The following is a 20,575-nucleotide window of genomic DNA, read 5'->3' on the forward strand; positions in this document are numbered from 1 at the left end:
GGACAACACCGGCGGACGGTCCCGCCCCGGCGGCACCCGTCAGACGCGGTCGGGCTGAGCGGCGGCGAGGTGGGCCAGGTGGCGCTCGGCGGCACGGAGCTTCCGGCCGTCGGGGCCGGGGAGGTAGGCCCGAAGTTCGATGATCTCGGGGGCGATCCGAAGGGCCTCGGCGCGGTCCGGGATCGCCCGCCAGCAGGCTTCCGCGTTGGTCGCGGCCTGCTGGGTCTCGGGGTGGTCCGGCCCCTGGGCACGGAGCAGGGTGAGGGCCACCTCGCGGTAGATGTCCGCCGCCTCGACGGTCCGCCCGGCGAGGCGGCAGATGTGGGCGCGGACCTGGCGGACCTGCAGCACCGGCGCGGAGACGGAGCCGTGTTCGCCGATCGCCTCCAGTTCGAGGGCGAAGGCCAGGTCGGTGGCGGCCGCGTGGTCCCCCGCCTCGGCACTGCGGACGATGCGGCCGATCACCTCCCGGTAGTCGGCGCGGGACTGGAAGGGGTCGGGCGCCGGCACGGCCCCCGTTTCGGTTTCGGCCTCTGGCTCGGCCTCGGCCTGGGCCTGGGGCTCGTCGGCAGCGTCCCCGGGCCTGGCGCCGACCGGAGCCGCGTCGGACGGAATCGCGTCGGTCACCGGCACCTCGTCCGCCGCCGCCGGGGCCTCCTCCACCACGGTGTCGACGGTCGGCGGTTGCCAGGCGTAGGGCTTCAGCAGGTCGACCGGACGGGGCGCGGGCGGCGGGGTGGGCGGCACCTCGGCCTTGAGCAGGCCCACCCGGCCGTCGGGCTCCGCCGCGGCGGCGGCGGGAGCGGGCAGGGGCGCGGAGCCTGACGGTTCGAGGGCCGCCGCCGGCTTGTCCAGGGTGACGGCGCGCCGGGGCCGCGGCACGGCGTCCTGCGGCACGGCGTCCTGCGGCGGGGCGTCCTGCGGCGGGGTGTCCTGCGGCACGGCGTCCTGCAGCAGGTCGTCCCAGGGCACCTCCTCCGGGGCGGCCGGGCGGGGCAGCACGGCGGCCGGGCTCGCCCCCTCGTACAGGACGGGGTCCGCGGCGGAACCGTCGCCGCGGCGCGCGGTGTTGCGGAAGAACGGCCGGTCGGGCGCGTGGGTGGCCACGATGACGACGTCCGGGCGGAGCACCGAGTAGACCTGCTGGCGCAGCTGCTCGGGGGCGAGGACGGCCTCGGCGCCGGGGCGACCGCCGTGCAGGGCCTCGATCAGCGCACGGGTGAAGGTGCCGATCTGCTCGGGGTCGGGGCTGACCACCGCCCAGAGCGGCATGCCCTCGGCGAGCGGCGAGACGGCGCCCTGGAGGAAGGGCCACGCACTCTGATCGGCGCTCAGGTCGGCGATGACCAGGGTCTGCCAGTCGGTCGGGCGGTGGCGCAGCTCGGCCGCGACCGCCTGCCAGGGGAGGCCGTCCTGCCGCACGCTGCCGGGCTTGGAGTCCCGCAGGGTGAGGTGGAGTTGGCCGTTGCGCCGGTCGGCGAGCAGGTGGCCGCCCAGGTGGACGAGGAGCGGTCCGGGGTGGCGGGCCGCGGCCCGCAGATGGGCGAGGACGGTGTGGGGGTCACTGGCGGCGGGGAGGTGGACGGCGTCGACGGCATCGGCGGCGAGCAGCACCTGGGGGCTGACTGCGGCGAGCATCGCGGAGAGGACCGGGGCCTGCGCGGTTCCGCCGCGCCCCCAGGTACGGCGGCCGGAGCTGCCGTAGCCGCCCTCGACGACCAGGATCCGCCCGCGCGGCGCGGCGCCCAGGCTGCCGGGGCCGGGCAGCACTCCGGCGCCGGGCACACCCTGCGCCGGAACGCCGTGCGCGGGGGTGGCTCCGGGCCCGGCGAACGGCGGCGGGGTCGCCGAGGGCGGCGGCGGGGCCGTGCCTGCGCCCGCTGCGCCGTCGGCTCCCGCCGCACCGCCCATGGCCGGCAGGCCGGTGACGGTCCATCCGGTGGACGGCACCGGCGGCTCGGGCGCCGTCACGGGGACGGCCGCAGGTGCGGCCGTCGGCGGCTCGTAGAGCGCGGCCGGGCCGGGTGCGGGTGCGTCGACCGGTGGCTCGTACAGCGCGGCGGGACCGGGCGGATGGTCCTCGTACGCGTTGCGCGGGAGCCATGGCGGCAGGTCGTCCTGGGGGCCCGCGTCCGGCGCCGGGTCCGGACCTCCGGGGACCGCCGTCGTCTCCGCCATCTCCAGGTCACCCGCCCTGCCCCGCCGCTCAGCGGCGTCGCTGCCTTGCCCCGCGTGGCGACTTCCACCACACCCGATTGCGCCACCCTACGAGATCCCGGCACACCCGAGCCAGGCCGGGTCGGCGATCGACGCCGGTCGGACACACCTCGGGCACACGTCCGGCCCGCCCTCGGCCGACCGCCCGCGGCGTGGCGAGGTCCCGGCGGTCCGGGCCCCCGCTCGTCCAGGGTCCGGAGCTCCGTGCGCACAGGCTCCTGCGGACACGTCGGAATCCGGGCGACGCGGGCACGTTGGTGCAGTCGCACGGTGACCGGCTCACGGTCGCAGCCTTCAGCCGGAAGCCACTACGGCTCGGCGCCGTCCGATCCTGCAGCGGGTGGACCAGGAGCCGGCGGGCTGGATCCGTCGGCCGTCGGCGCGGACGGCGGTGAGCCCGGCGCCCTCGCATCCGATCCGGTCCCCGGCCGCCAGGAACAGCGACCGGTCCAGCTCGAAGGCATAGCCGTCATCGGCCTCGACCGGGAGCGGTGCCGCGGTTCCCCCGCGTTCGACGACGCCCTTCACCGGGCTCCGTACCGTCATGCCCTGGACGGTACGGGAGCACCCGTACCGTCCAGGGGCGGAAGGCCGGTCCGCCGGCCGTGCCCACGGGGTCGTGGGCTGCCCGGCCACCGGCTCAGGAGCCGGCGAGGAGGTCGCGCAGCAGGGCCACCGTGTCGGCGTCCAGGTCCCGGCCGGTGCGGCGGCTGAGCGCGTCCAGGCGGTTGACGGCGCGCAGCAGTTGGTCGCGGGCACCGGCCGAGGCGTAGGCGTAGAAGAGGTCGCGGTGCAGGAGTTCGACGTCCGGGGCGACGGCGAGGCCGCGGAAGACGGCGGCCTCGGCGCTGCGGTGGTCGCCGTACTGGAGGCGGCGGGCGGCGAGTTCGTGGGCGGTGTCGACGATCGCGGCGATCATGTCCTGCCGTTCGGACTCGGCCCAGCCGAACGCGGCGGGCGGTGCCTCCGCGAACGGGGCGCCCCGGACCAGGGCGAGGGCGTGGGCGAGGGCGGCGTCGGCGGTGGCACTGGTGCTGCGCATGCCGCGCCGGTAGAGGCCGCGGAACTCGTCCCAGTCGCAGGTGACGGCGGGGGCGAAGGCGTAGCCGTCGGAGGAGTCGGTGACCAGGAAGGACCGGCCGTCCGAGGAGGAGCCGAACCAGGAGGCCAGGTCGGCGAGCTTCTCGGGCAGCGGACTCCGGGCGTCGGCCGCGGTGGGGTGCGGGTCGAGGTGGGCCGCGCCGGGGTGCAGGTCGTGGTCGAGGGCGTGGTGGTCGGCGCCGGGGCGCAGGGCCAGGTAGACGGCGAGTTCGGTGAGCCGCAGGACGGTGGCGGGTTCGGCCGGGCCGCCGGTGCCGGCCACGTCGACCGGGCCGAGCAGACGGATCCGGGGCGCGGTCCGGGTGGCGTGGGCCTCCGGGGATCGCAGAATGGCGAGCAGGTCGTCGCTGTCGCTGCGGCCGGGGGTGGTGCGGGCCACCGGGGCGACGGCCGTCGGTCCGGGTTCCGTGACGGGGGCCACCGACGGCACGGGCGACCCGGGGGACGGCTCCGGGCGGGCGGGGAGCCGCGGATCGGCACCGGTGGGCGCGGGCGCCGGGTCGTGCGTCGGGAGCGGCTCGGGGGCGGGCGCCGGCTTCCCGGCCGGGGCGGGTGCCGGCGTGACCGGCGTGACCGGCTGGACGGGCGCGACCGCACCGGTGGGCGTCCCGGTCCCATCGGGCACCCGGAGGTTCTGGGTGGTGTCCTCTCCCCCGGACGTCGTGCCGGTGTCCGGGCCGACGGGGAAGCCGGCGGCCGGGCCCGCCGGGGCGGCGGGTGTGGCGGCCTGTCGCCCGAGGCCGTTGACGAGGTGCCGCGGACCGGGGACGACGGCCACCGCCGCGGACGGCGGGACGGCCACGGCCGGGGCGGCCGGCAGGGCGGGCACGGCGGAGACGGTGGACCCGGCGGAGGCGCCGTTGGCCGACCCACCGGTCGACCCACCGGCCGACCCGTTGGCCGCGGCGGGCGCCGCCGGGTCGGTACCCGCGAACGGGCTGGCGCCCGTGCCGATCACGCGGGCGAGCAGGCGCGGGCCGGCCGCCTCGGGGGCGTCACCGCCCGTGCCGTCGCCGAGGTCGGGCTCGTCCGGCGATCCCATCAGGAATCCGCCGGAGGGACCGCCCGACGCCCCCACGCCGACCAGGACCGGTACGGGCGGGAGTTCGGCCGGTTCGAGGTCGTCGAGGCCGGGGCCGTCCAGGGTCCAGGCGGGAGCGGGGTGCTGGGTCTGGTCGTCGGCGGCCCGGAGCAGCTCGGCGACCTGCTCGTACTGGCCGGTGGTCAGGCGCTGCAGTTCCAGGGTGAGGTGCAGGCCGGGGATGGTGGCCTGTCCGATGGCCGGCAGGGTCCAGCGGGCGACCGGGCCGGTGCCGCGCTCGGGCGCCCGGGTGACCACGGCGACGCACGTCCGCGGGCGGCCGTCGAGGAGCCGGCCGAGCTCGGCCGGGACGTCCCCGCCCGGCTGGTGGCCGCAGAGCACGATCTCGGGGGTCCACGACTCGTCGGCCTGGCCGCGGCTGCGGGCCTCCCGGGGGCTGGTGGCCTCGGCGGCGACCAGGGTGGCCCGGGCCTTGGCGGTGCGCGGGCCGAGGGCGGCGAGCGCGGCCTCCAGGGTGGGGTGACGGTGGATCCGCTCGGCGGCCGGGCCGCTGATCGGAATCTCCTCCGCGAGGTCGACGAGGTGCAGGTGGAGGCGGTCGGCGAGCGGGCTGTGGGCGAGTTCGAGGGCGAGGGTGCGCAGGACGTCGCGGGCGTCGTCCGGGTGGCCGGAGAGGTGGAGCAGCCGGACGGTCTCCAGGTCGGCGAGGATCACCGAGCCGTCGGGCGAGGAGCCCAGGGTGACCAGGGCCGGGTAGGGGGCGGCGGTCTTGCGGGCCTGGGCGCGTGAGAGCAGCCCGTCCGAGTCGGCCGCGCACCACCAGATGTCAGGGGCGTGGGCGGCGCGGAACGGGGCGATCGGGGCGGCCGCGCCGGAGAGGTGCAGCTCGATCGTCCGGCCGGGGGTGATCCGGGCGGCGACGACGGCGGGCAGCCGCTTGCCGCCGCGGACGGTGTTGCGGGCCATGCTGCGCAGGGCGCGGTCGAGCAGGTCGAGACCGGCCTCGTCCTGGCGGGCCTTCAGTTCGGCCTCGAAGGCGGCGGCGGGGGCGGTGGGCAGGGCGATGCGGTGCCGGGGCCGCCGCCCCCGGAGCTGGGTGCCGCGCTTGCGGGCGACGGCGCCGACCATGACGGCCGCCAGCAGCACGCCGACGGTGGAGGCGGCGAGGGCGACGGTGTAGTCGTCGCTCGGGGCGTCCTCGGCGTGCGCGGCGGGCGTCTGGGCCGGGGTCTGTCCGGGCGCCGGGGCCTGTGCGGGAGCGGGGGTCTGGGCGGGCGCCGGGGCCTGCGCGGGAGCGGGGGTCTGGGCGGGCGCCTGGGTGGCGGGTGCCGGTGCCGGCACCTGGGTGCCCGGTGCGGGCGGCGGAGGGACCGGGGCCGGGGCCGGTTCCGCCGCCGGCGCGGGTGCCGGGGCGGGGGCGGGCTCGGGCGCCGGGGCCGGGGCGGGGGCCGGGGCGGGCGTCGCCGCGCCGGGCAGGCTGAGCACCATCCCGGGCACCACCACGTCCGGGTCGGTGAGTCGCTCCCCGTCCGGCGCCTGGACGCCCTTGTTCGCGTCGAACAGCTTCGGCCAGGCCTCGGCGTCGCCCAGCTCGCGCTCGGCGATGACCGACAGGCTGTCCCCGGGCTTCACCGTGACGGTGCCGGTGCCCTGGGCGCCGCTCGCGGGCGTACCCGCCTGCGTCGTGCCGGTCGCGGGCGCCGGAGCCGGAGCCGGCGCCGGGGTCCCGGCCTCGTCCGGCTTGGCGTCGCCCGGCATCACCAGTGCCCAGCCGGGGTGGATCGGCCGGTCCGCGTCGAAGCGGTTGCCCGAATCGTCCATCACCCGGCCGTCGTTGAGCTTGGCGATCTCCGTCCAGCGCTCGCCCGAACCGAGCTGGCGCTCCGCGATGGACCAGAGGCTGTCGGCCGGCCTGCTGTCCCGCACCGTGTAGGTGGACTGCTGGTCGGCGGCGGGGGCGAGGGAGGGTGCGGCCTGCGCGGCGGGCAGCGCGGCCCGCTGCGCCGCGGCGCCCGCCTGGACGGCCGCGGTCGCCACCTGGGGGCGCTCGGGGGTGGCGGCGAACGCCGAACCGGCCACCGGCACCAGCGCGATCACCGCACCGACCAGGCCGGCGGCGGCGCGCTGGCTCCAGCCGAACGCCGGGATCCGCCGGGCCACCCGGCCGCGGAGCTGGGCCGGGATCTCCAGCAGGACGGAGAGCGCGAAACAGGCCCAGCCGACCCAGCCGACCACGACCAGCAGCCAGAGGAACAGCTGCCCGTCGTCGGGGCTGGTCAGCAGCGCGCCGAGGCCGTCCGGTGCGAGCGGGCCCATGTCGGCGACCGCGCGGGTGCCGTAGAGCAGCAGCGCCGGGACCCCGAGCAGCAGTCCCAGCAGGGTGATCAGGGCCGCGATCGCGGCGAGCACGGCGCCGCCCCGGCCCCGGCGGCCGCCGCTGCCGCCGCGGTGCGACGGCCGCGACGACGGCCGCCGGCCGGACGCGGGAGTGGCGGGCACACCCCGGGCCGGACGCCCGGCACGGGTCTGGTCCTTGGCGCGTGGCGCGGCCATCAGTCGGTCTCCGCTTCCTTGACTCCGTGGACGAGGGCTGCGCTTCCCTTGCCCGTGATCTTCCTGTTGGCGAGTTGGGTCAGCAGGACGGGCCGGTACTCGGTCTCCACCGTGATGGTGACGGCCGCCCCGTCGGGCGAGAACTCCACGAACTTCGCGGCCAGACCGTACAGCGCGAGGTAGCTGTTGGCGGCCTCCTCGGCGTACTCCCGCTTCACCCGGTACCCCTCGCCGCGCAACAGCGCGGCCTCGTCGAGCTGTTGGCCTGCCACCCGGGCGGCTTCCTGGGCGTAGGCGTCGGTGTTCTCCGCGACGCGCAGCTTGCCGCCGGCGTCGATGATGAGGGCGATGACCACGGCGACGAACGCCGAGCAGATCGCGACGAAGATCGAGAGCGTGCCCCGGTCCGAACGGGCACGGAATCGAGGTGCCCCGCGTCCGCGCGCCATGGCGCCCCCTCCCGACATGCCCGTCCACCCTCCCCCGGGCGCTCTCCGCTTGCGTTTCCCCCGCCCGGGGCGTCCCCAATCCCCGTCCGGGTACCTCGTCGTCACGACCTCGCCACCGCCCGCCCAACGGCCCGACACATCCCTGTCCGGGGAAGCCTCCGGCCCGCCCCGTTCGCTCCGGCGCACGCCCGTTCACCCGCCCCGGTAGCGGTCCACGACCGAGACGAAGCTGCCGGTGAGCGTCTTCGACACCGGCCCGTTCAGATTCGGCCCGCCGAGCAGGTCGGACAGTCCGACCTCGCACCGAACCGACACCGTGACCGTCGCCATGGTGGTCCCGTGACTGACCAGTTCCCCGTGCGCCACGGTGACCCTGCTGCTCGCGCAGTGCACGCCCTGCTGCTCCATCGCCTCCACGGCGGACTTCTTCGCCGCCGCGTCCATCGCGTCGACGCCACGCGCCAGCGAGGCGGTCCGGGCGGCCGAGCGGGCCGCGGCCTCCACCGTGCCGGCGGCGGTCTGCACCCGGCCGGCCGCGACGGTGACCAGGATCAGTCCCACCACGGCGGGCGCGACGATCGCGGCCTCGACCGCGAAACCGCCGCCGTCCCGGCCGAAAGGCGACCGGGCGGACCGGGCCGCGGCGAACCCGCGCGCCCGTCCGACCGCCCACCCGGGCGGCCGGTCCGCCGACTTCCCGGTCCGCCACCGGAACCGTCCGCTCACGGTCCCACCACCTGCGGCGGGACGAACCGCTCGCGCGGCGCCTCGGCGCGCTGGGTCACGGTCGGCCGCGTGACGAAGGGGATGACCACGGGCGCCGTCACCTCCACCGTGACCCGGATCAGCACCGGCGTGCTGCCGTCGGTGCTGATCGCGTGGTCCTCGCTGCCCTGGCGGCCGAGGAACGCCTCGGCCTGCTTCCGCGCCGCCTCGTTCTTCAGCTCGTCGCTCCGATTGCCCTGGACGCGGCCCGCGTCGACGCCCTCGCGGGCAGCGGTGAGGGCGAGTTGGCGGTAGTACCACCACAGGCCCGTCTGCGCGACGGACAGGATCAGGATCAGCACGACCGGGAAGACGATGGCCAGGCCCAGGCTCAACGACCCTCGGTCGGAACGGCGGAGACGACGACCTCTCATCACGGGGTGGCGCCGCTCCCGGGCAGGTTCGGGTCCTCGTTGACCTTGTCGACGACCTTCTTGTTCAGGCTGTAGAGCGCGGTCGCGACGAGGCCCGCGACGAACACCAGCGCGATGACGGCGAGCGCCAGTTCGATGCTGATGGCGCCCCGGTCACCACGCGCACGGGCCGCCTTCGCGCGGCCCATCCGGAAGTGGAACAGCAACAGGGCGAACCGGACCGGCAGGAGGGTCGGCCCCGCCAATCGGGCCACCAGGTACTTGAGGTGGGTGTTCATCAGTTTCTCCCAGGGTGCGTCGTGGTGACGGAGGTTGCTGACCTCCGCGAGGGGTACCTCAGTTGAGCATCTTGTGCAACGCGGGATAGATGATCAGCACGGTCATCAGCAGGGTCAGCGCGGCCCCCGGAGCGACCATCCGCTCGCTGTCGGAGTTGGCCCGGGCGAGGTCCTCGGCGAGCAGTTCGCCCCGCAGGCCCTTGGCCCGGGCCCGCAGTGTGTCGTAGACGGCCGCGCCGTCGGTGCCGGAGATCCGCATGATGTCGGCCACGTCCTGCAGCGGCGTCAGCCCCAACTCGACCGCCAGCGCGTCCAGTCCGGCCCAGGGCGGCAGCCGGTCGGTGGCCGCGCGGTCCAGTGCGTCCCTGATCCGCCGGAACACCGCGCCCCGGCCGACCGCGGCGGCCCGCCGCAGCGCCTCCGCCGGACCGAGGTCGGCGGCCCGTTCCATCGCCACCAGCTCCAGGTAGGCGGCGACGCCGTGGAGGTACTCGACGCGGGCCTCCTTCGCCTCGCCGCGCACGATGGCGTCCGGGAGGAACCAGAACAGCCCGGCCAGCAGCGGGCCCACCAGCAGCGGGAGCACGAACGGCAGGCTCATGTCGAGCAGCATCGCCGCCACCACCAGGTAGGGCGGCAGGACGAGGCCGATCAGGGCGAACATCAGCTTGTGCGCCATGAACCGGGCCGGGGTACGGCCGATCAGCGCCAGGTCGCGTTCGGGGATGCGCACCCCGCGCAGGCTGATCGAGCGCTCGCCGATCCGGTCGAACCAGCGCGGCCGTTCCTCCGGGTCGGGGGTCCGGTCGGCGGGGGTGCGGTGCAGCCGGTCCAGCGCCTGGCCCAGGTCGGGCGGGGCAGGGCGGAGTTCGGCGATCAGCAGGGCGATGCCGCCGGCCGCCGCGGCGCCGGCCAGCACGGACCACGGGGAGATCATCGTGCCTCCCCGAACAGCCGGGCGCCCGCGTCGGCACCGCCGGTCGCAGCACCGCCGGTCGCGGCGCCACCCGGGCCACCGGGCCCTTCGGCGGCCCGGCCGCCCGCACCGCCCTCGGGTGCGTCAGCACGCCGCGCGGCCCGGCCGGTCCGGCTGCGCCTGTCCAGCTCCAGCAGGCGCGGGACCGGTGGATGCGAGGCCAGCGCCCGCATCCAGGCGATCACCGCCACGAACAGCGCGGCCACCACGGCGAGGACGCTCTGGCCGAGCACCGTGCTGTACGGGCGGGTGTACTCGGTGTTGAACGAACCGATGGTGACGACCAGCACGATGATGCCGACCAGCCAGCGGATGGTGGTGCGGTGCTTGGCCCGGTCGGCCTCGATGGTGCGGCGCTGGCGGACCTCCTCGCGCACCGATTCGGCCATGTCGGAGAGCGCCCGGGCCAGCCCGGGCCCGCTGTCCCCGGAGCGCAGCAGCAACGCGGCGAGCACCTTGTCGGCGGTGGCGTCGGCCATGCTGTCGGCGAAGGCGCGCAGCGCCTCCTCGGGCCGCCAGCGGGCCTGCAGCCGGGCGGCCAGCTCACCGACCTCCCCCTCGATCGCGGCGGGCGCGGTGCGGCGGCTGGTGACGATGGCCTGGTTGAGGCCGACACCGAGCAGCAGCACGTCGGCGATCCGCTGGGTCCACTCGGAGAGCGCCTCCAGCCGCTCGATCCGGTCGGTGTCCGAACGGGTGGTGTCGAACAGCCAGGGCAGGCCGAAGACCGCCAGCGGGACGAGCAGCGCGGTCAGCGGGATGCCGGTGAACAGCCAGCCGAGCGGCGCGCCGGCCAGCGCGAGCGGCAGCTGGATCCGGCGCAGCCGGACGATCCGCCCCGAGGCGGTGCCGGGCGCGCCGTACCAGAAGACGTGCAGCCGGCCGCCGAGCGGGTTGGAGGTCTCGCGGTCCCCGTCCGGTTCGGCCGCCGGGTCGCTGCCGCGGGCCCAGGCCACCAGGGCGACCAGGCCGCCCATGACGAGCAGGCCGCAGAGCACGAAGAGCGGCATCATCGGGCGCCACCGCCGATCCGGAGCTGGAGCGGTGCGGCCCAACTGCCGTACCGGGAGCCGAGCAGCGACGCGTCGAAGCCTGCCCGGCGCAGGTCGTCCAGGCACTGCGGCGGGGTGTGCGGGACGGCGCGCGGCTCGCCGAGCTCGGGGCGCGGGCCGAACACGGTGTTCAGCGCGGGCCGGCCGCTCTCGCCGAGACCGGTCACCTCCAGGACGTGCGAGACGAACCGGTGCCGGCGTCCGCCGACCGGCGTCTCGTCGACCATCGCCACGTGCACGATGAGGTCGACCGCGTTGGCGGTGAGCCGGTAGGCGAGCGCGTCGGTCATGTGCGAGCCGTACTCCAGGCAGAGTTCGGCGATGCGGTCGACCACCATGTGCGGGCCGCGGGCGTGCAGGGTGCACATCGAGCCGCCCTCGCCGTTGGTCATCACCCGCAGCATCGGGACGACCTCGCCGGAGCGGACCTCGCCGACGATGATCCGCGAGAGGGTCATCCGCAGCGCGGCCGGGATCAGGTCGCCGATGGTCAGCTCGCCGGCCGAACGGCCCTCGACGCGTTCGCCGTTGCCCTCCCGGGCCTCCATCGGCACGACCTGGCGCAGGTGGCCGAGGGTGTGCAGCCAGAGTTCGAACTCCGACTCCAGGGTGCCGATCCGCTCGTCGGGCGGGATCTCCGCGGCCATCGCGCGCAGCAGGCTGGTCTTGCCGACGCCCTGGGTCCCGGTGATCATCACGTTCTTCCGGGCCCGGATGGCGGAGGCCAGGAAGGAGGCCAGGGTGGTGTCCAGGGTGCCGAGCCGGACCATCTCGGGCAGCGTCGCGGAGGCCACCCGGTGCCGACGGATCGCCACGTAGGGGCGCGGGGTGACCTCGGTGAGCGCCTGGAGGCGCATGCCGCCCTCCAGGCGCAGCGCGAGGGTCGGGCTGGCGGTGGAGAGGGAGCGTTCGCCGCCGCCGTGCTGGCGGGCCAGGTCCTGGAGCAGTTCCACGAGTTCGGCGTCGCTGTCGGCCACCGGCGGGACCTGGCGCAGCGGCTGGTGGACCCGCGAGATCCAGACGTCGTCGCAGCCGTTGATCAGGATGTTCTCGATCTCCGGGTCGTCGAGGTAGGGCTGGAGCCGGCCGGCCCGGAAGAGCAGGTCGAAGACGGCCTCGGCGAGCGCACGGTCCTGGTCGCGGGTGGGCGGGATGCCGTGGGTCTGCGCGTAGGCGTCGGACCAGCGGGCGACGGCCTCCTCGATCAGCGCGCGACCGCGCTGGCGGCGGGTCGCGCGGTCGGGTTCGGTTCCCGAGCCCGCGGTCAGCCGGAGGATCTGCTGGTGCAGCTCGGCGGCCACCTGGCGCTTGAGCTCGCGCGCCACCTGCGGGTCGACGGCCGGGCGGGTGCCGGCGCCGCGCCGGTCGAGCGAGGGCAGCTGGGAGGGGACGGCGGTGGCCGTCGCGGCGCCGCCCTGCTGGGCTCCCGGCGGCACGGGCGGGGCACCCGCCGGGGCGGCCGGGCCGGGCCCGACCGGGCCTGCGGTCACCGGGCCCGGCGTGACCGGGTTGGGCATGACGGGGCCGGGGAGGGGTGTCGACCAGGGCAGCGCGGCGGGGTCGGTGGCCGGCTGCTGGTGCAGGGGGCTACCGCGCACGGAGCACCTCCGTCTGGGCGAGGGGGTCGCTGGGTGCGGTGCCGTACGGCTGGTGCGCGGGCCCGGTCGGCTGCTCCGGCGCGCCGGGGGCGGGCGGGGCGGCGTGCTGCGGGGCTGCGGTCCGGGCGCCGTACTGCGCGGCGCCGGACGACGGCGGCCCGTACGTCGGGGCGCCGGACTGCTGGGACTGGAACTGCGGGGCCTCGTACGGCTGCGTCGCGTGCTGCTGCGTCGCGCCGTTCCGGGTCCCGTCGTGCGGGGTCCCGTACGGCTGCGTCGCCTGCGGCTGCGTTCCGAACGGCTGCGTTCCGTGCGGCTGGCCGGCGTCGGGCCGGCCGGGGTTCTGGGGGTACTGCGGGGCGGAGTGCCGACCGCCGTACTGCTGGGTCTGGTGCGCCTGCTCCCCGGGTGTGCCGCCGTGCCCCGGGAAGGACGCGGGAGCGGCCGGCTGCGGCGCCAGCCCCGCGAGCGGGGCCACCGGCCCGGTGGTGATCACCGGCGGCACGGGCCCGTACGGCTGGGCGGGCTGCGGTGCCTGCGGCGGCGGGTACGCGTAGCCGGGCCCGTCGGCCGGCTCCGGCGCCGGTCCGGCCGTCCCCGACGGACCGGCAGCCGCCGGCCCCCGGTCCGGGGCGGGCCCCGTTCCCGGGGCGAGCTGTGCGGGTGGGGCCGGCTGGGAGGTGGGCGCCAGCCGCTGCCGCCGCCGGCGCACCGTCAGCTGGAGCTCGTCCGCCGCCGAACGCGCCGTCCGCATCAGCTCCGAGCGGACGAACCGCCGGTCGGTGACGTCGCCTCCGTCCGAGAGCACCCGGGCGGTGCGCTGCGCGTGCGGCAGCACCCCGAGCACCGGCAGCCCGAACTCGCGGGACACCTCCGCCCCCGAGTACGGCCCCTCCGCGACCAGCAGCAGGCCCAGCGCGTCCGCCCCGGTGCCGGCCGTGCCGAGGTCCTCGGCGAGCGCGGCCAGCCGGGGCCGCGACGCGCTCAGCCCGCGCAGGGTGGTGCGCACGGTGGCCGCCACCACGTCGGCCCGGCGGGCCAGCACCGCACTGGTGCCGGTCGCGCCGGAGCGGCCGAGGTCGAGGAGGACGTCGTAGCCCTGCGGTTCCAGCCCGTGCAGCACCTCCATCAGCGGCTCCCACGTGTAGGCGAGCCCGGGTGCCTGGGTGGGGTCGGTGAGACCCGGCAGCAGGAGGCGCTCGGCGTTGCCCTCCGGCGAGAGGTCGATCAGCTGTTCCCAGAGCGCCTGGGCGAGCAGCCCGCGCCGGTCGGCGACGGCGAGGTTGCGCAGCCCGTACACCGCCTCGACACGGCCCTCCAGGGCGCCGGCCAGCACCGCGCCGCCGTCCGGATCGCACTCGACGAGCAGGACGCGGCGGCCGGGCCGCAGCGGCCAGGCCAGCAGCAGCGCCAGCGCCGTCGTGGTGGCGCCGGGTGCCCCGGGGCCGCCGACCACCGCGATGACCGCCATCTCAGGCCCCACCCGCCCCGGACGGCGCACCGCTCGCGGCCCCCGAGGACGCCGCGCCCGTCGGTGCGGGCGTCCCGACCCGGGCCGCGGACGGCGTGGCTCCCGAGGGCGCGGCTCCCGACGGCGCCGCCCCCGACGGTGTCGCTCCGGTCCCCGGGGCCGCGGAACCCGCCGCGGAGGGCGCCGCCCCCGGGGCGGGGCGCGGTGCCACCACGATCTGGATGCGTCCGCTCGCGACCCACGCCGCCAGGCGGTTGGCCTCCGCCTCGGCGGACACCACGTCGAAGACCTGGCTGCCGTCGCCCTCCACCCGGCCGACCGTGTACACGGTGGCGGAGAGCGACTCGATCCGGTTGCCGTCCGCGGTGTTCACCACGAGGACCGGCATGCCGGGCTGGAGCCTGGTGGCCGGCAGTTGGGTGCGCTTGACCGAGACACCGACCAGGAGCTGCCCCGGGCCGAGGACGAGCGTCTGGGCCAGGTCCCGTTTGGTGAGCAGCCCGCCGCGGTGGAGGTCGGTGGTGGCCCGCATGCCGACCGCCTTGTCCCGGTCGGCGGCGGCCAGCGGGGTGAGCGCCGGATCGCCGGCGATCCGCACCACCACGAGGTCGGCGGCGGTCAGCGTCTGCCCCCACTGCACGTCACGGGCGAGCGCCAGCACCGCGACCCGCTGGCCGGTGCTGTTGTAGAGGACGGCGCCACCCAGCCCGCCGGCGGCTATCAGGGCCACCGCCATCGCCAGTACGGCGGGCCGACGGCGCCGCGCCCCTAGCGTCCGCCCGGGGGCGTGCGGCGCGCCGCGTCCCTGCTCCGGCACGGCCACGGAGGCGGACCCGGCGGTCGCGGTCGCCGTGGCGGACGTGCCGGACCCCGGCGTGGCAAAGGTACGGTTCTCCACCGGGCTTCGGCCTTTCTCGCGTCGTTCGTCGGGTTGCTGTGCGGTGTGCCGGTCCGGCCGGTCGAGGTCCGGCCGGCCGGTCGAGGTCCGGGTAGTTGAGGTCCGGGTAGTTGAGAACCGGCTTTTGCGGACCGGCTAGTTGAGGACCTGCACCTCGGCCACCCGGAACTGGACGGCCTCGGTCAGCGGCAGCTCGATCGGGTCGACCTGCTGGGTCCCCCCGGTCACCGTGACCACACCGACCCAGTGGGCCGTGACGGTCCCGTGGAACAGGCCGTCCGTCGTGCGGCCCGAACCGGACTTGAAGACGTGGCCGCAGGTGGGCGAGGCGTTGGCGCCGTACTTGGGGTCGTACGGGGTGCCGGCCGCGGCCTTCCCCTCGCACCGCTCCTTCGTCCCGTCCCCGAACTTCCACTCCACCCAGTCCAGGCGCGGGGTGACCGTCACGGTGAGGGTGTTGCCGGAGACCGATACCGGGGCCGGGGGCTGCGAGCCCTCCAGCCAGAGCCAGACCGGCGCGCCCACCACGGAGTCGCCCTTGGGGGCGGTGACGGGCTTCGGCTTGGGGAAAGCGATCCGGTCCCTGGCCTGACGGGCCAGCTGGGCCGGGTTGTCCGGCGGCGGCCCGGCGGGCGCCTGGGCGGCGAACTCCGCCGGGGCGCCGGTCTGCGAGCCCGCACTGTCGAGGCAGGTCACGTTGTAGACCGAGCCCTCCGAGGGATCGTGCCCCTGCCAGCGCGGATCGCCCGCGGGAGGCGGTGGGCTGATCACCCGGAAGTAACAGCCGCGCGAGGCGCTGAACCAGCCCAGCTCGGGATCGCTGCACGCGAGGGGCATCCCGTTCCAGGAGCACACCTGAGGGCCGCTCGAACTCCCCCCGGTGCCCCCCGTCCCCCCGCCGCCCCCGGGGGTCGGCTTGGTGCCCGGGTCCTCGGTTCCCGAGCAGATCACGTTCACCTCGCAGCGGGTGGCGCCCCCGGTGGGGGTCGGCTCCGCCGCCGCGACGGTTCCGGGGGATAACAGCAATGCGGTGAACAAGGGCGTACCGAGCACCAATCGCCGTACCGGTTTCAGCATGTTCGTTGCACCTCCCGCTTGAACTCGTGGATCAGCCAACGCGTTTCGAACTGTCGTAGGGAAACGGTCGCCGGGTACCGGGTGAGCCGGTTCGGCGGGTCCTTCACCGCGCGCGTGGTGGCGTCGGCCTGGTGCCAGCCCGACACGTCGAGGCAGTCCTCGATCACGGCGGTGTGCGGATCGGCGGCCAGATCGAGGTTCTTCACCACCGGCGAATTCCGCGGTCCGCCGGTCATCACCAGTTTGGCGTCGTGAAGTTGTTTGAGATTGACCAGGGCGTCGGTGAGTGCCTTCCCGGAGGAGAAGGTCTCCAGTCGCGATCCGTCCGAATCCGTCCGCCCGTAGGCCTCCACCTGGGCTTGCCACCAGTCCTGATAGGCGCTCAGGGCGTCCCGGGCGGCCGCTCCTTCGGGTCCGTCCGTCGGCGCGTTACCGACGTTCGGCGAACCACCCGAAGGGGTTACCGGAGTCACCGCCGCGACCGTGGGCGCACTGGTCCCCAGACGCTCCACGGAACCACCGTCACCGCTGCTCCCGCAGGCGCTCAGCAGCAACGCCAGTACCAGTCCGCCGACCCCAACCGCCCCAGGGCGCAACACATTTCCGCGCTGCCGCATCGCCCCACCTCGTCGCAGCCGACCACGCGTGTGGCCCGTGGCCGCCAAAGAATTCCGCCGTCCCACCGATGTTGCCCCCGAGGGCATCGATTCTTCGCCAAACCGGTCCTTCACGGCAACACCCAGGGCCCCCTGACCTTACGCGGAAGGCGGATCCGTCGGGGCACTTTCCCGCCACAGAAGGGCCAACAGTTCTTCGGAAAGCGACAATCCGGCCAATGCACCCCGAACCGCGGCCCGATTGCGCATCAACAGACGCCCTCCCTCCGGCGGTACGAGCAGGCGCACACCCGGCGCGTCACCGTGGTTCGCCGGCGTACCGGCGGCACCACCGGGCCCGCCCCCCGCGGAGTTGCCCGGCCCTCCGCCCGCCGCGCCAACACCGCCACCACCACCGCCACCGCCGTCGAGGAGTGCGCCGACGGCCGGTTGCAGGTCGAGCGGGCCGACGGCGGCCGGTGCGCCCGGCACACCCTGCTGGAGCACCGTGGTGAGCGCCTGGCTGAACGAGCCCGCGCCGCCCGGCAGGACGGCGTCCCGACCACGCCTGCCGGGGGTGTAGCGGCCCGGGGCGTAGCGGCCGATCCGGCCCCACAGCGGGACCCGCGAGTAGTTGAGCAGTTCACCGAGACCGTCCTCGCCGGCGCTCCGCTCCAGCGCGGTCCAGGTGTCCTTGTCGACCACCGCGTCGACCAGCAGCAGCGCCTCCTCCTGGTCACCGTGCACCATCGCGCTCACCACCCAGTCCCAGGCCAGCCCGCGCCGGTAGGCGTTGTCCGTGGTGGAACCGCCGGTCACCAGGGCGAGCCGTCGCCCGCGCGGGTCGGCCGCCAACTGGCCCACCAGGCAGACCAGCAGCCACCGGCCCGGGCGGGCGGCGGCCTCCCGGACGGCGGTCAGCATCGTGTTGGCGTCCGCCCCGGGCTCCACCACCGTGACCCGGCTCCCGGCCGCGCCGGCGTCGAAGCACATGCCGGGCAGGACACCGGCCAGCAGCCGGGCGCCCTCCGCCGCCTGCGCCGAGCCGCCGAAGCCCCGGTCCGGCCCGCCGTCCGCCCCGATCACCACCAGATCGACCCCGCTTGCCATCCGCACCGCCCCCTCCTGCCCGTCCCCGGCCGTCCCGGGACCGCCCGCCGCGCCACCGTCCGTCGATGCCCGGCCACGCACTGCTCGCCGATGTCCGTGGCACCCGCGCGCGCTGCGGCACGCCCCGCGCGCCCCGGTGCCACCCGCCGGGCAGGCTACCGTCCCGCGCGCCCACCGACGGGGCTCCCGACCCTGCCGCTCAGGGACCATGGGCCCTATCGGCCCGCTCCCGGCAGCGGGACGATCGGACCCATGGACCGTGACGACCAGCTGGAGGCCCTGACCGAGGCCGCGTGCCTGCGGCTGCTCAGCACCGTGCCCGTCGGACGCGTGGTGTACACCGAGCACGCACTGCCGGCCGTGCTGCCGGTCTCCTTCGACGTCACCCCGGACGGGCGCCTGTTGCTGGCGGTGCGCCGGGGCAGTGCCACCGCGCGCTGTCTGGACGGCACGGTCGTCGCCTTCCAGGCCGACCGGCTGGACCCGGTCACCCGGACCGGCTGGAGCGTCCTGGTGCACGGCCGGGCCGATCTGGTGCGCGAGCCGGAGCAGGTCCGACGGGCGCTCCGCTCGGGGCTGCGGCCGTGGGTCGGCGATTCGGACCCGCTCTTCGTGTCACTGGTGCCCGAGCTGGTCAGCGGTCGCCGGCTGCTACGGTCCGGCCGCTCGGTGCAACGTTCCTGACGCGGTGGTCCCCGCCCCGGAGCGGGGGCCACGCCCCCGTCACTCCTGACGGCCCCGCCACCCCGACCGCCCGACCCCGTGTGACGGTACGACGGTGCGACCGGTACGACCGCGGGCACCGGCACCGGCGCGATCGCTGACAGGTGACCGGCGAGTAGGCATACTCTGCGGAGTTCGCATCCCGCCCTCGCCGCCGCCCCTCAGGAGCGCACCGTGACGACCTTCGCCTCCCTCGCCGAACTGACCGCCGCCGTCGGCACCGAGCTGGGCACCAGCCAGTGGCACACGGTCGACCAGGCACGGATCGACCTGTTCGCCGAGGCCACCGGCGACCACCAGTGGATCCACGTCGACCCGGAGCGGGCCGAGGAGAGCCGGTTCGGCTCGACCATCGCGCACGGCTACCTCACCATGTCGATGATCCCGGTGCTGGCCAAGGAGTGCTACGGCGTCGAGGGCGTCCGGATGGCGCTCAACTACGGTTCGGAGAAGGTCCGCTTCCCGGCGCCGGTGCCGGTCGGCACGGCGATCCGGGCGACGGCCGAGCTGGTCTCCGCCACCGAGGTGGCGGGGGGCGTGCAGGCGGTGGTCCGGTTCACCATCACCAGCGCGGACAGCGGCAAGCCGCACTGCGTCGCGGAGACGATCACGCGTTTCTACGCCTGATCCCCGGGGAATCCGCCGGTCACCGGGCAGTACACCCGTCTCACCGATCCCACCCACCTCGTCGATCTCATCGACCTCACCGGCTCCCGCCGGGCGGGCCGGACCGGCGGACGCCAGGGCGCGCGCCCTGGCGGGTACGCCGAACGGCGCGTGCCGGGTCGCTCGCCGGGTCCGAACGGCCGACGACGAGTAATCTCCGACGAGATGGTTGTCGTACCGCACCGGTGCCGTCGCCGGCGGTGCGCGCCCCGGCATGCCCGGTATCCATAGCCGTCCTTGGAGGTGCCGTGCCCCGCCCAGCCGCCCCCTGGTACACCCGTGTCCCCGGCCTCACCTCGATGCTCACCGCTCCCCCGGGCCGCCTCAGCGGGCTGCCCCGCACGGCCTGGCACCGGGTCCGGACGGACGCCTTCGGGGCCGATCCGCGCGGCGACCGGCTGTCCCGGATCCACCGTTCGCCGCAGTTCTCGGACGGTGCCTTCCGCAATCCGGTGCCCACCCGCCGGCTGGTGTACGAACGCAGCCCGCTGGAGATCACCCGCGCCCAGCTGGCCGCCGACCGGACCCGCCGGGTCCCGGCCGCCGCCGTGCCGCTGCACCGGCTGCTCCCGGTCGACCTGGCCGCCCCGCCCGCCTCCGGCCTGCGGCTCACCTGGCTCGGCCACGCGACCGTGCTGGCCGAGCTGGACGGCCGTCGGGTCCTCTTCGACCCGGTCTGGGGCGAGCGCTGTTCGCCGTTCGCCTGGACCGGGCCCAAGCGGCTCCACCCGGTGCCGCTGCCGCTCGACGAGCTCGGCCCGGTGGACGTCGTCGTCATCTCCCACGACCACTACGACCACCTCGACATGGGGACCGTCCGGGCGCTGATCGGCACCGGCGCGACCTTCGCCGTCCCCCTCGGGGTCGGCGCCCACCTGGAGCACTGGGGCGTGCCCGCCGGGCGGATCGTCGAACTGGACTGGTGGGAGTCGGCCGAGGTGGCCGGTCTCACCCTGACCGCCACGCCCGCCCGGCACTACTGCAGCCGCGGCCCGCGCACCAGCGCGCTCTTCCTGTGGGCGTCCTGGGTGGTGGCCGGCGGCGGCCGGCGGATCTTCCACAGCGGGGACACCGGCTACTTCCCCGGCTTCGCGGAGATCGGCCGCCGGCTCGGCCCGTTCGACGCGACGATGATGCAGGTCGGCGCGTACAGCGACTTCTGGCCCGAGGTGCACATGACGCCCGAGGAGGGCGTCCGGGCCCACCTCGACCTCGGCGGCGACGTGCTGCTGCCGATCCACTGGTGCACCTTCAACCTCGCCCCGCACCCCTGGGAGGAGCCCGCCGAGCGGGTGGTCGCCGCCGCGCGGGCGCTGGGCGCGCAGCTGGCGGTGCCGCGCCCCGGCAAGCCCTTCGAACCGGCCGACCCGCCCACCCTGCGGCTCTGGTGGCGGGCCGTGGCCGCGCTTCCGCAGGACGGCGCGCCGCTGGTGGTACCCGACGACGCGGCCCGCGCGGCGGCCGACCCGAAGACGGTCGGCGGGAAGGCGGGCAGCGGGAAGACCACGGGGCGCGGCGGCCGGCCGAAGGCGGCGGAGGACGACGGCGTGCCGGTCTGAGCCCGCCGGCGGCAGGACCACGGGCGGGGCCGGCGCGGACGTGGGCGCCGGGCCCCGGCGGGACGGGGAC

The 20,575-nt window shown here is 76.1% G+C and carries 18 protein-coding genes; 3 read left to right on the forward strand and 15 right to left on the reverse strand.

Translation table 11 applies throughout. The annotated features are described in order from the left end of the window. Positions 1-39 precede the first annotated feature (39 nt). The 15 genes from ACFWOG_RS00105 to ACFWOG_RS00175 form a co-directional block, all read right to left on the reverse strand. Positions 40-2,178 (reverse strand): hypothetical protein, encoded by a 2,139-nt coding sequence (locus ACFWOG_RS00105; RefSeq protein ID WP_380353240.1) that lies wholly within the window; start codon positions 2,176-2,178, stop codon positions 40-42. Positions 2,179-2,511: 333 nt separating this feature from the next. Then, entirely contained in the window at positions 2,512-2,763 is a 252-nt protein-coding gene (locus tag ACFWOG_RS00110; protein ID WP_380353242.1) for a hypothetical protein, read from the reverse strand. Positions 2,764-2,857: 94 nt separating this feature from the next. Next, complete coding sequence (locus ACFWOG_RS00115; protein WP_380353245.1) at positions 2,858-6,913, reverse strand: LysM peptidoglycan-binding domain-containing protein; 4,056 nt, start codon at positions 6,911-6,913, stop codon at positions 2,858-2,860. Beyond that, positions 6,913-7,362, reverse strand: a complete 450-nt coding sequence (locus ACFWOG_RS00120) for a hypothetical protein (protein WP_329880416.1) — start codon at positions 7,360-7,362, stop codon at positions 6,913-6,915. Before ACFWOG_RS00120 ends, ACFWOG_RS00115 begins: the two co-directional genes overlap by 1 nt. 192 nt (positions 7,363-7,554) lie before the next feature. After that, a complete protein-coding gene (locus tag ACFWOG_RS00125) occupies positions 7,555-8,088 on the reverse strand; it encodes a TadE/TadG family type IV pilus assembly protein (RefSeq protein ID WP_380353248.1) in 534 nt (177 codons plus the stop codon). Next, complete coding sequence (locus ACFWOG_RS00130; protein WP_329880418.1) at positions 8,085-8,462, reverse strand: TadE family protein; 378 nt, start codon at positions 8,460-8,462, stop codon at positions 8,085-8,087. Before ACFWOG_RS00130 ends, ACFWOG_RS00125 begins: the two co-directional genes overlap by 4 nt. 38 nt (positions 8,463-8,500) lie before the next feature. Then, complete coding sequence (locus tag ACFWOG_RS00135; protein WP_355404596.1) at positions 8,501-8,779, reverse strand: hypothetical protein; 279 nt, start codon at positions 8,777-8,779, stop codon at positions 8,501-8,503. A 58-nt stretch (positions 8,780-8,837) separates the two neighbouring features. Then, entirely contained in the window at positions 8,838-9,716 is an 879-nt protein-coding gene (locus ACFWOG_RS00140) for a type II secretion system F family protein (RefSeq protein WP_329880421.1), read from the reverse strand. Beyond that, on the reverse strand, positions 9,713-10,768 hold the full coding sequence (locus ACFWOG_RS00145) for a type II secretion system F family protein (RefSeq protein WP_380353252.1): 1,056 nt from the start codon (positions 10,766-10,768) through the stop codon (positions 9,713-9,715). Before ACFWOG_RS00145 ends, ACFWOG_RS00140 begins: the two co-directional genes overlap by 4 nt. Next, positions 10,765-12,324, reverse strand: coding sequence for a CpaF family protein (locus tag ACFWOG_RS00150; protein ID WP_380353369.1), 1,560 nt, complete (start codon positions 12,322-12,324; stop codon positions 10,765-10,767). Before ACFWOG_RS00150 ends, ACFWOG_RS00145 begins: the two co-directional genes overlap by 4 nt. A gap of 70 nt (positions 12,325-12,394) precedes the next feature. Beyond that, entirely contained in the window at positions 12,395-13,876 is a 1,482-nt protein-coding gene (locus ACFWOG_RS00155) for a hypothetical protein (RefSeq protein WP_380353255.1), read from the reverse strand. A 1-nt stretch (position 13,877) separates the two neighbouring features. Continuing rightward, the gene (locus ACFWOG_RS00160) at positions 13,878-14,774 is read right to left on the reverse strand and encodes an SAF domain-containing protein (RefSeq protein ID WP_380353258.1); all 897 of its coding nucleotides are present in this window, start codon (positions 14,772-14,774) and stop codon (positions 13,878-13,880) included. 135 nt (positions 14,775-14,909) lie between these two features. Continuing rightward, entirely contained in the window at positions 14,910-15,611 is a 702-nt protein-coding gene (locus ACFWOG_RS00165) for a hypothetical protein (protein WP_355404606.1), read from the reverse strand. 233 nt (positions 15,612-15,844) lie between these two features. Next, positions 15,845-16,363, reverse strand: coding sequence for a hypothetical protein (locus ACFWOG_RS00170; protein WP_355404608.1), 519 nt, complete (start codon positions 16,361-16,363; stop codon positions 15,845-15,847). 243 nt (positions 16,364-16,606) lie between these two features. After that, positions 16,607-17,563 (reverse strand): hypothetical protein, encoded by a 957-nt coding sequence (locus ACFWOG_RS00175; protein ID WP_380353262.1) that lies wholly within the window; start codon positions 17,561-17,563, stop codon positions 16,607-16,609. A gap of 246 nt (positions 17,564-17,809) precedes the next feature. On the opposite strand from ACFWOG_RS00175, the gene ACFWOG_RS00180 reads away from it, so the two are divergent. From ACFWOG_RS00180 to ACFWOG_RS00190, 3 genes are all read left to right on the forward strand, one after another. Continuing rightward, positions 17,810-18,241 carry a pyridoxamine 5'-phosphate oxidase family protein gene (locus tag ACFWOG_RS00180; RefSeq protein WP_329880430.1) on the forward strand — a complete coding sequence of 144 codons (432 nt, stop codon included), beginning with the start codon at positions 17,810-17,812 and terminating at the stop codon, positions 18,239-18,241. A gap of 213 nt (positions 18,242-18,454) precedes the next feature. Next, positions 18,455-18,907 carry a MaoC family dehydratase gene (locus ACFWOG_RS00185; RefSeq protein ID WP_329880431.1) on the forward strand — a complete coding sequence of 151 codons (453 nt, stop codon included), beginning with the start codon at positions 18,455-18,457 and terminating at the stop codon, positions 18,905-18,907. Positions 18,908-19,245: 338 nt separating this feature from the next. After that, a complete protein-coding gene (locus ACFWOG_RS00190; protein ID WP_355404630.1) occupies positions 19,246-20,505 on the forward strand; it encodes an MBL fold metallo-hydrolase in 1,260 nt (419 codons plus the stop codon). The last annotated feature ends 70 nt before the right edge of the window (positions 20,506-20,575 follow it).

Source organism: Kitasatospora sp. NPDC058406 (assembly GCF_042722765.1).
GTDB lineage: Bacteria > Actinomycetota > Actinomycetes > Streptomycetales > Streptomycetaceae > Kitasatospora.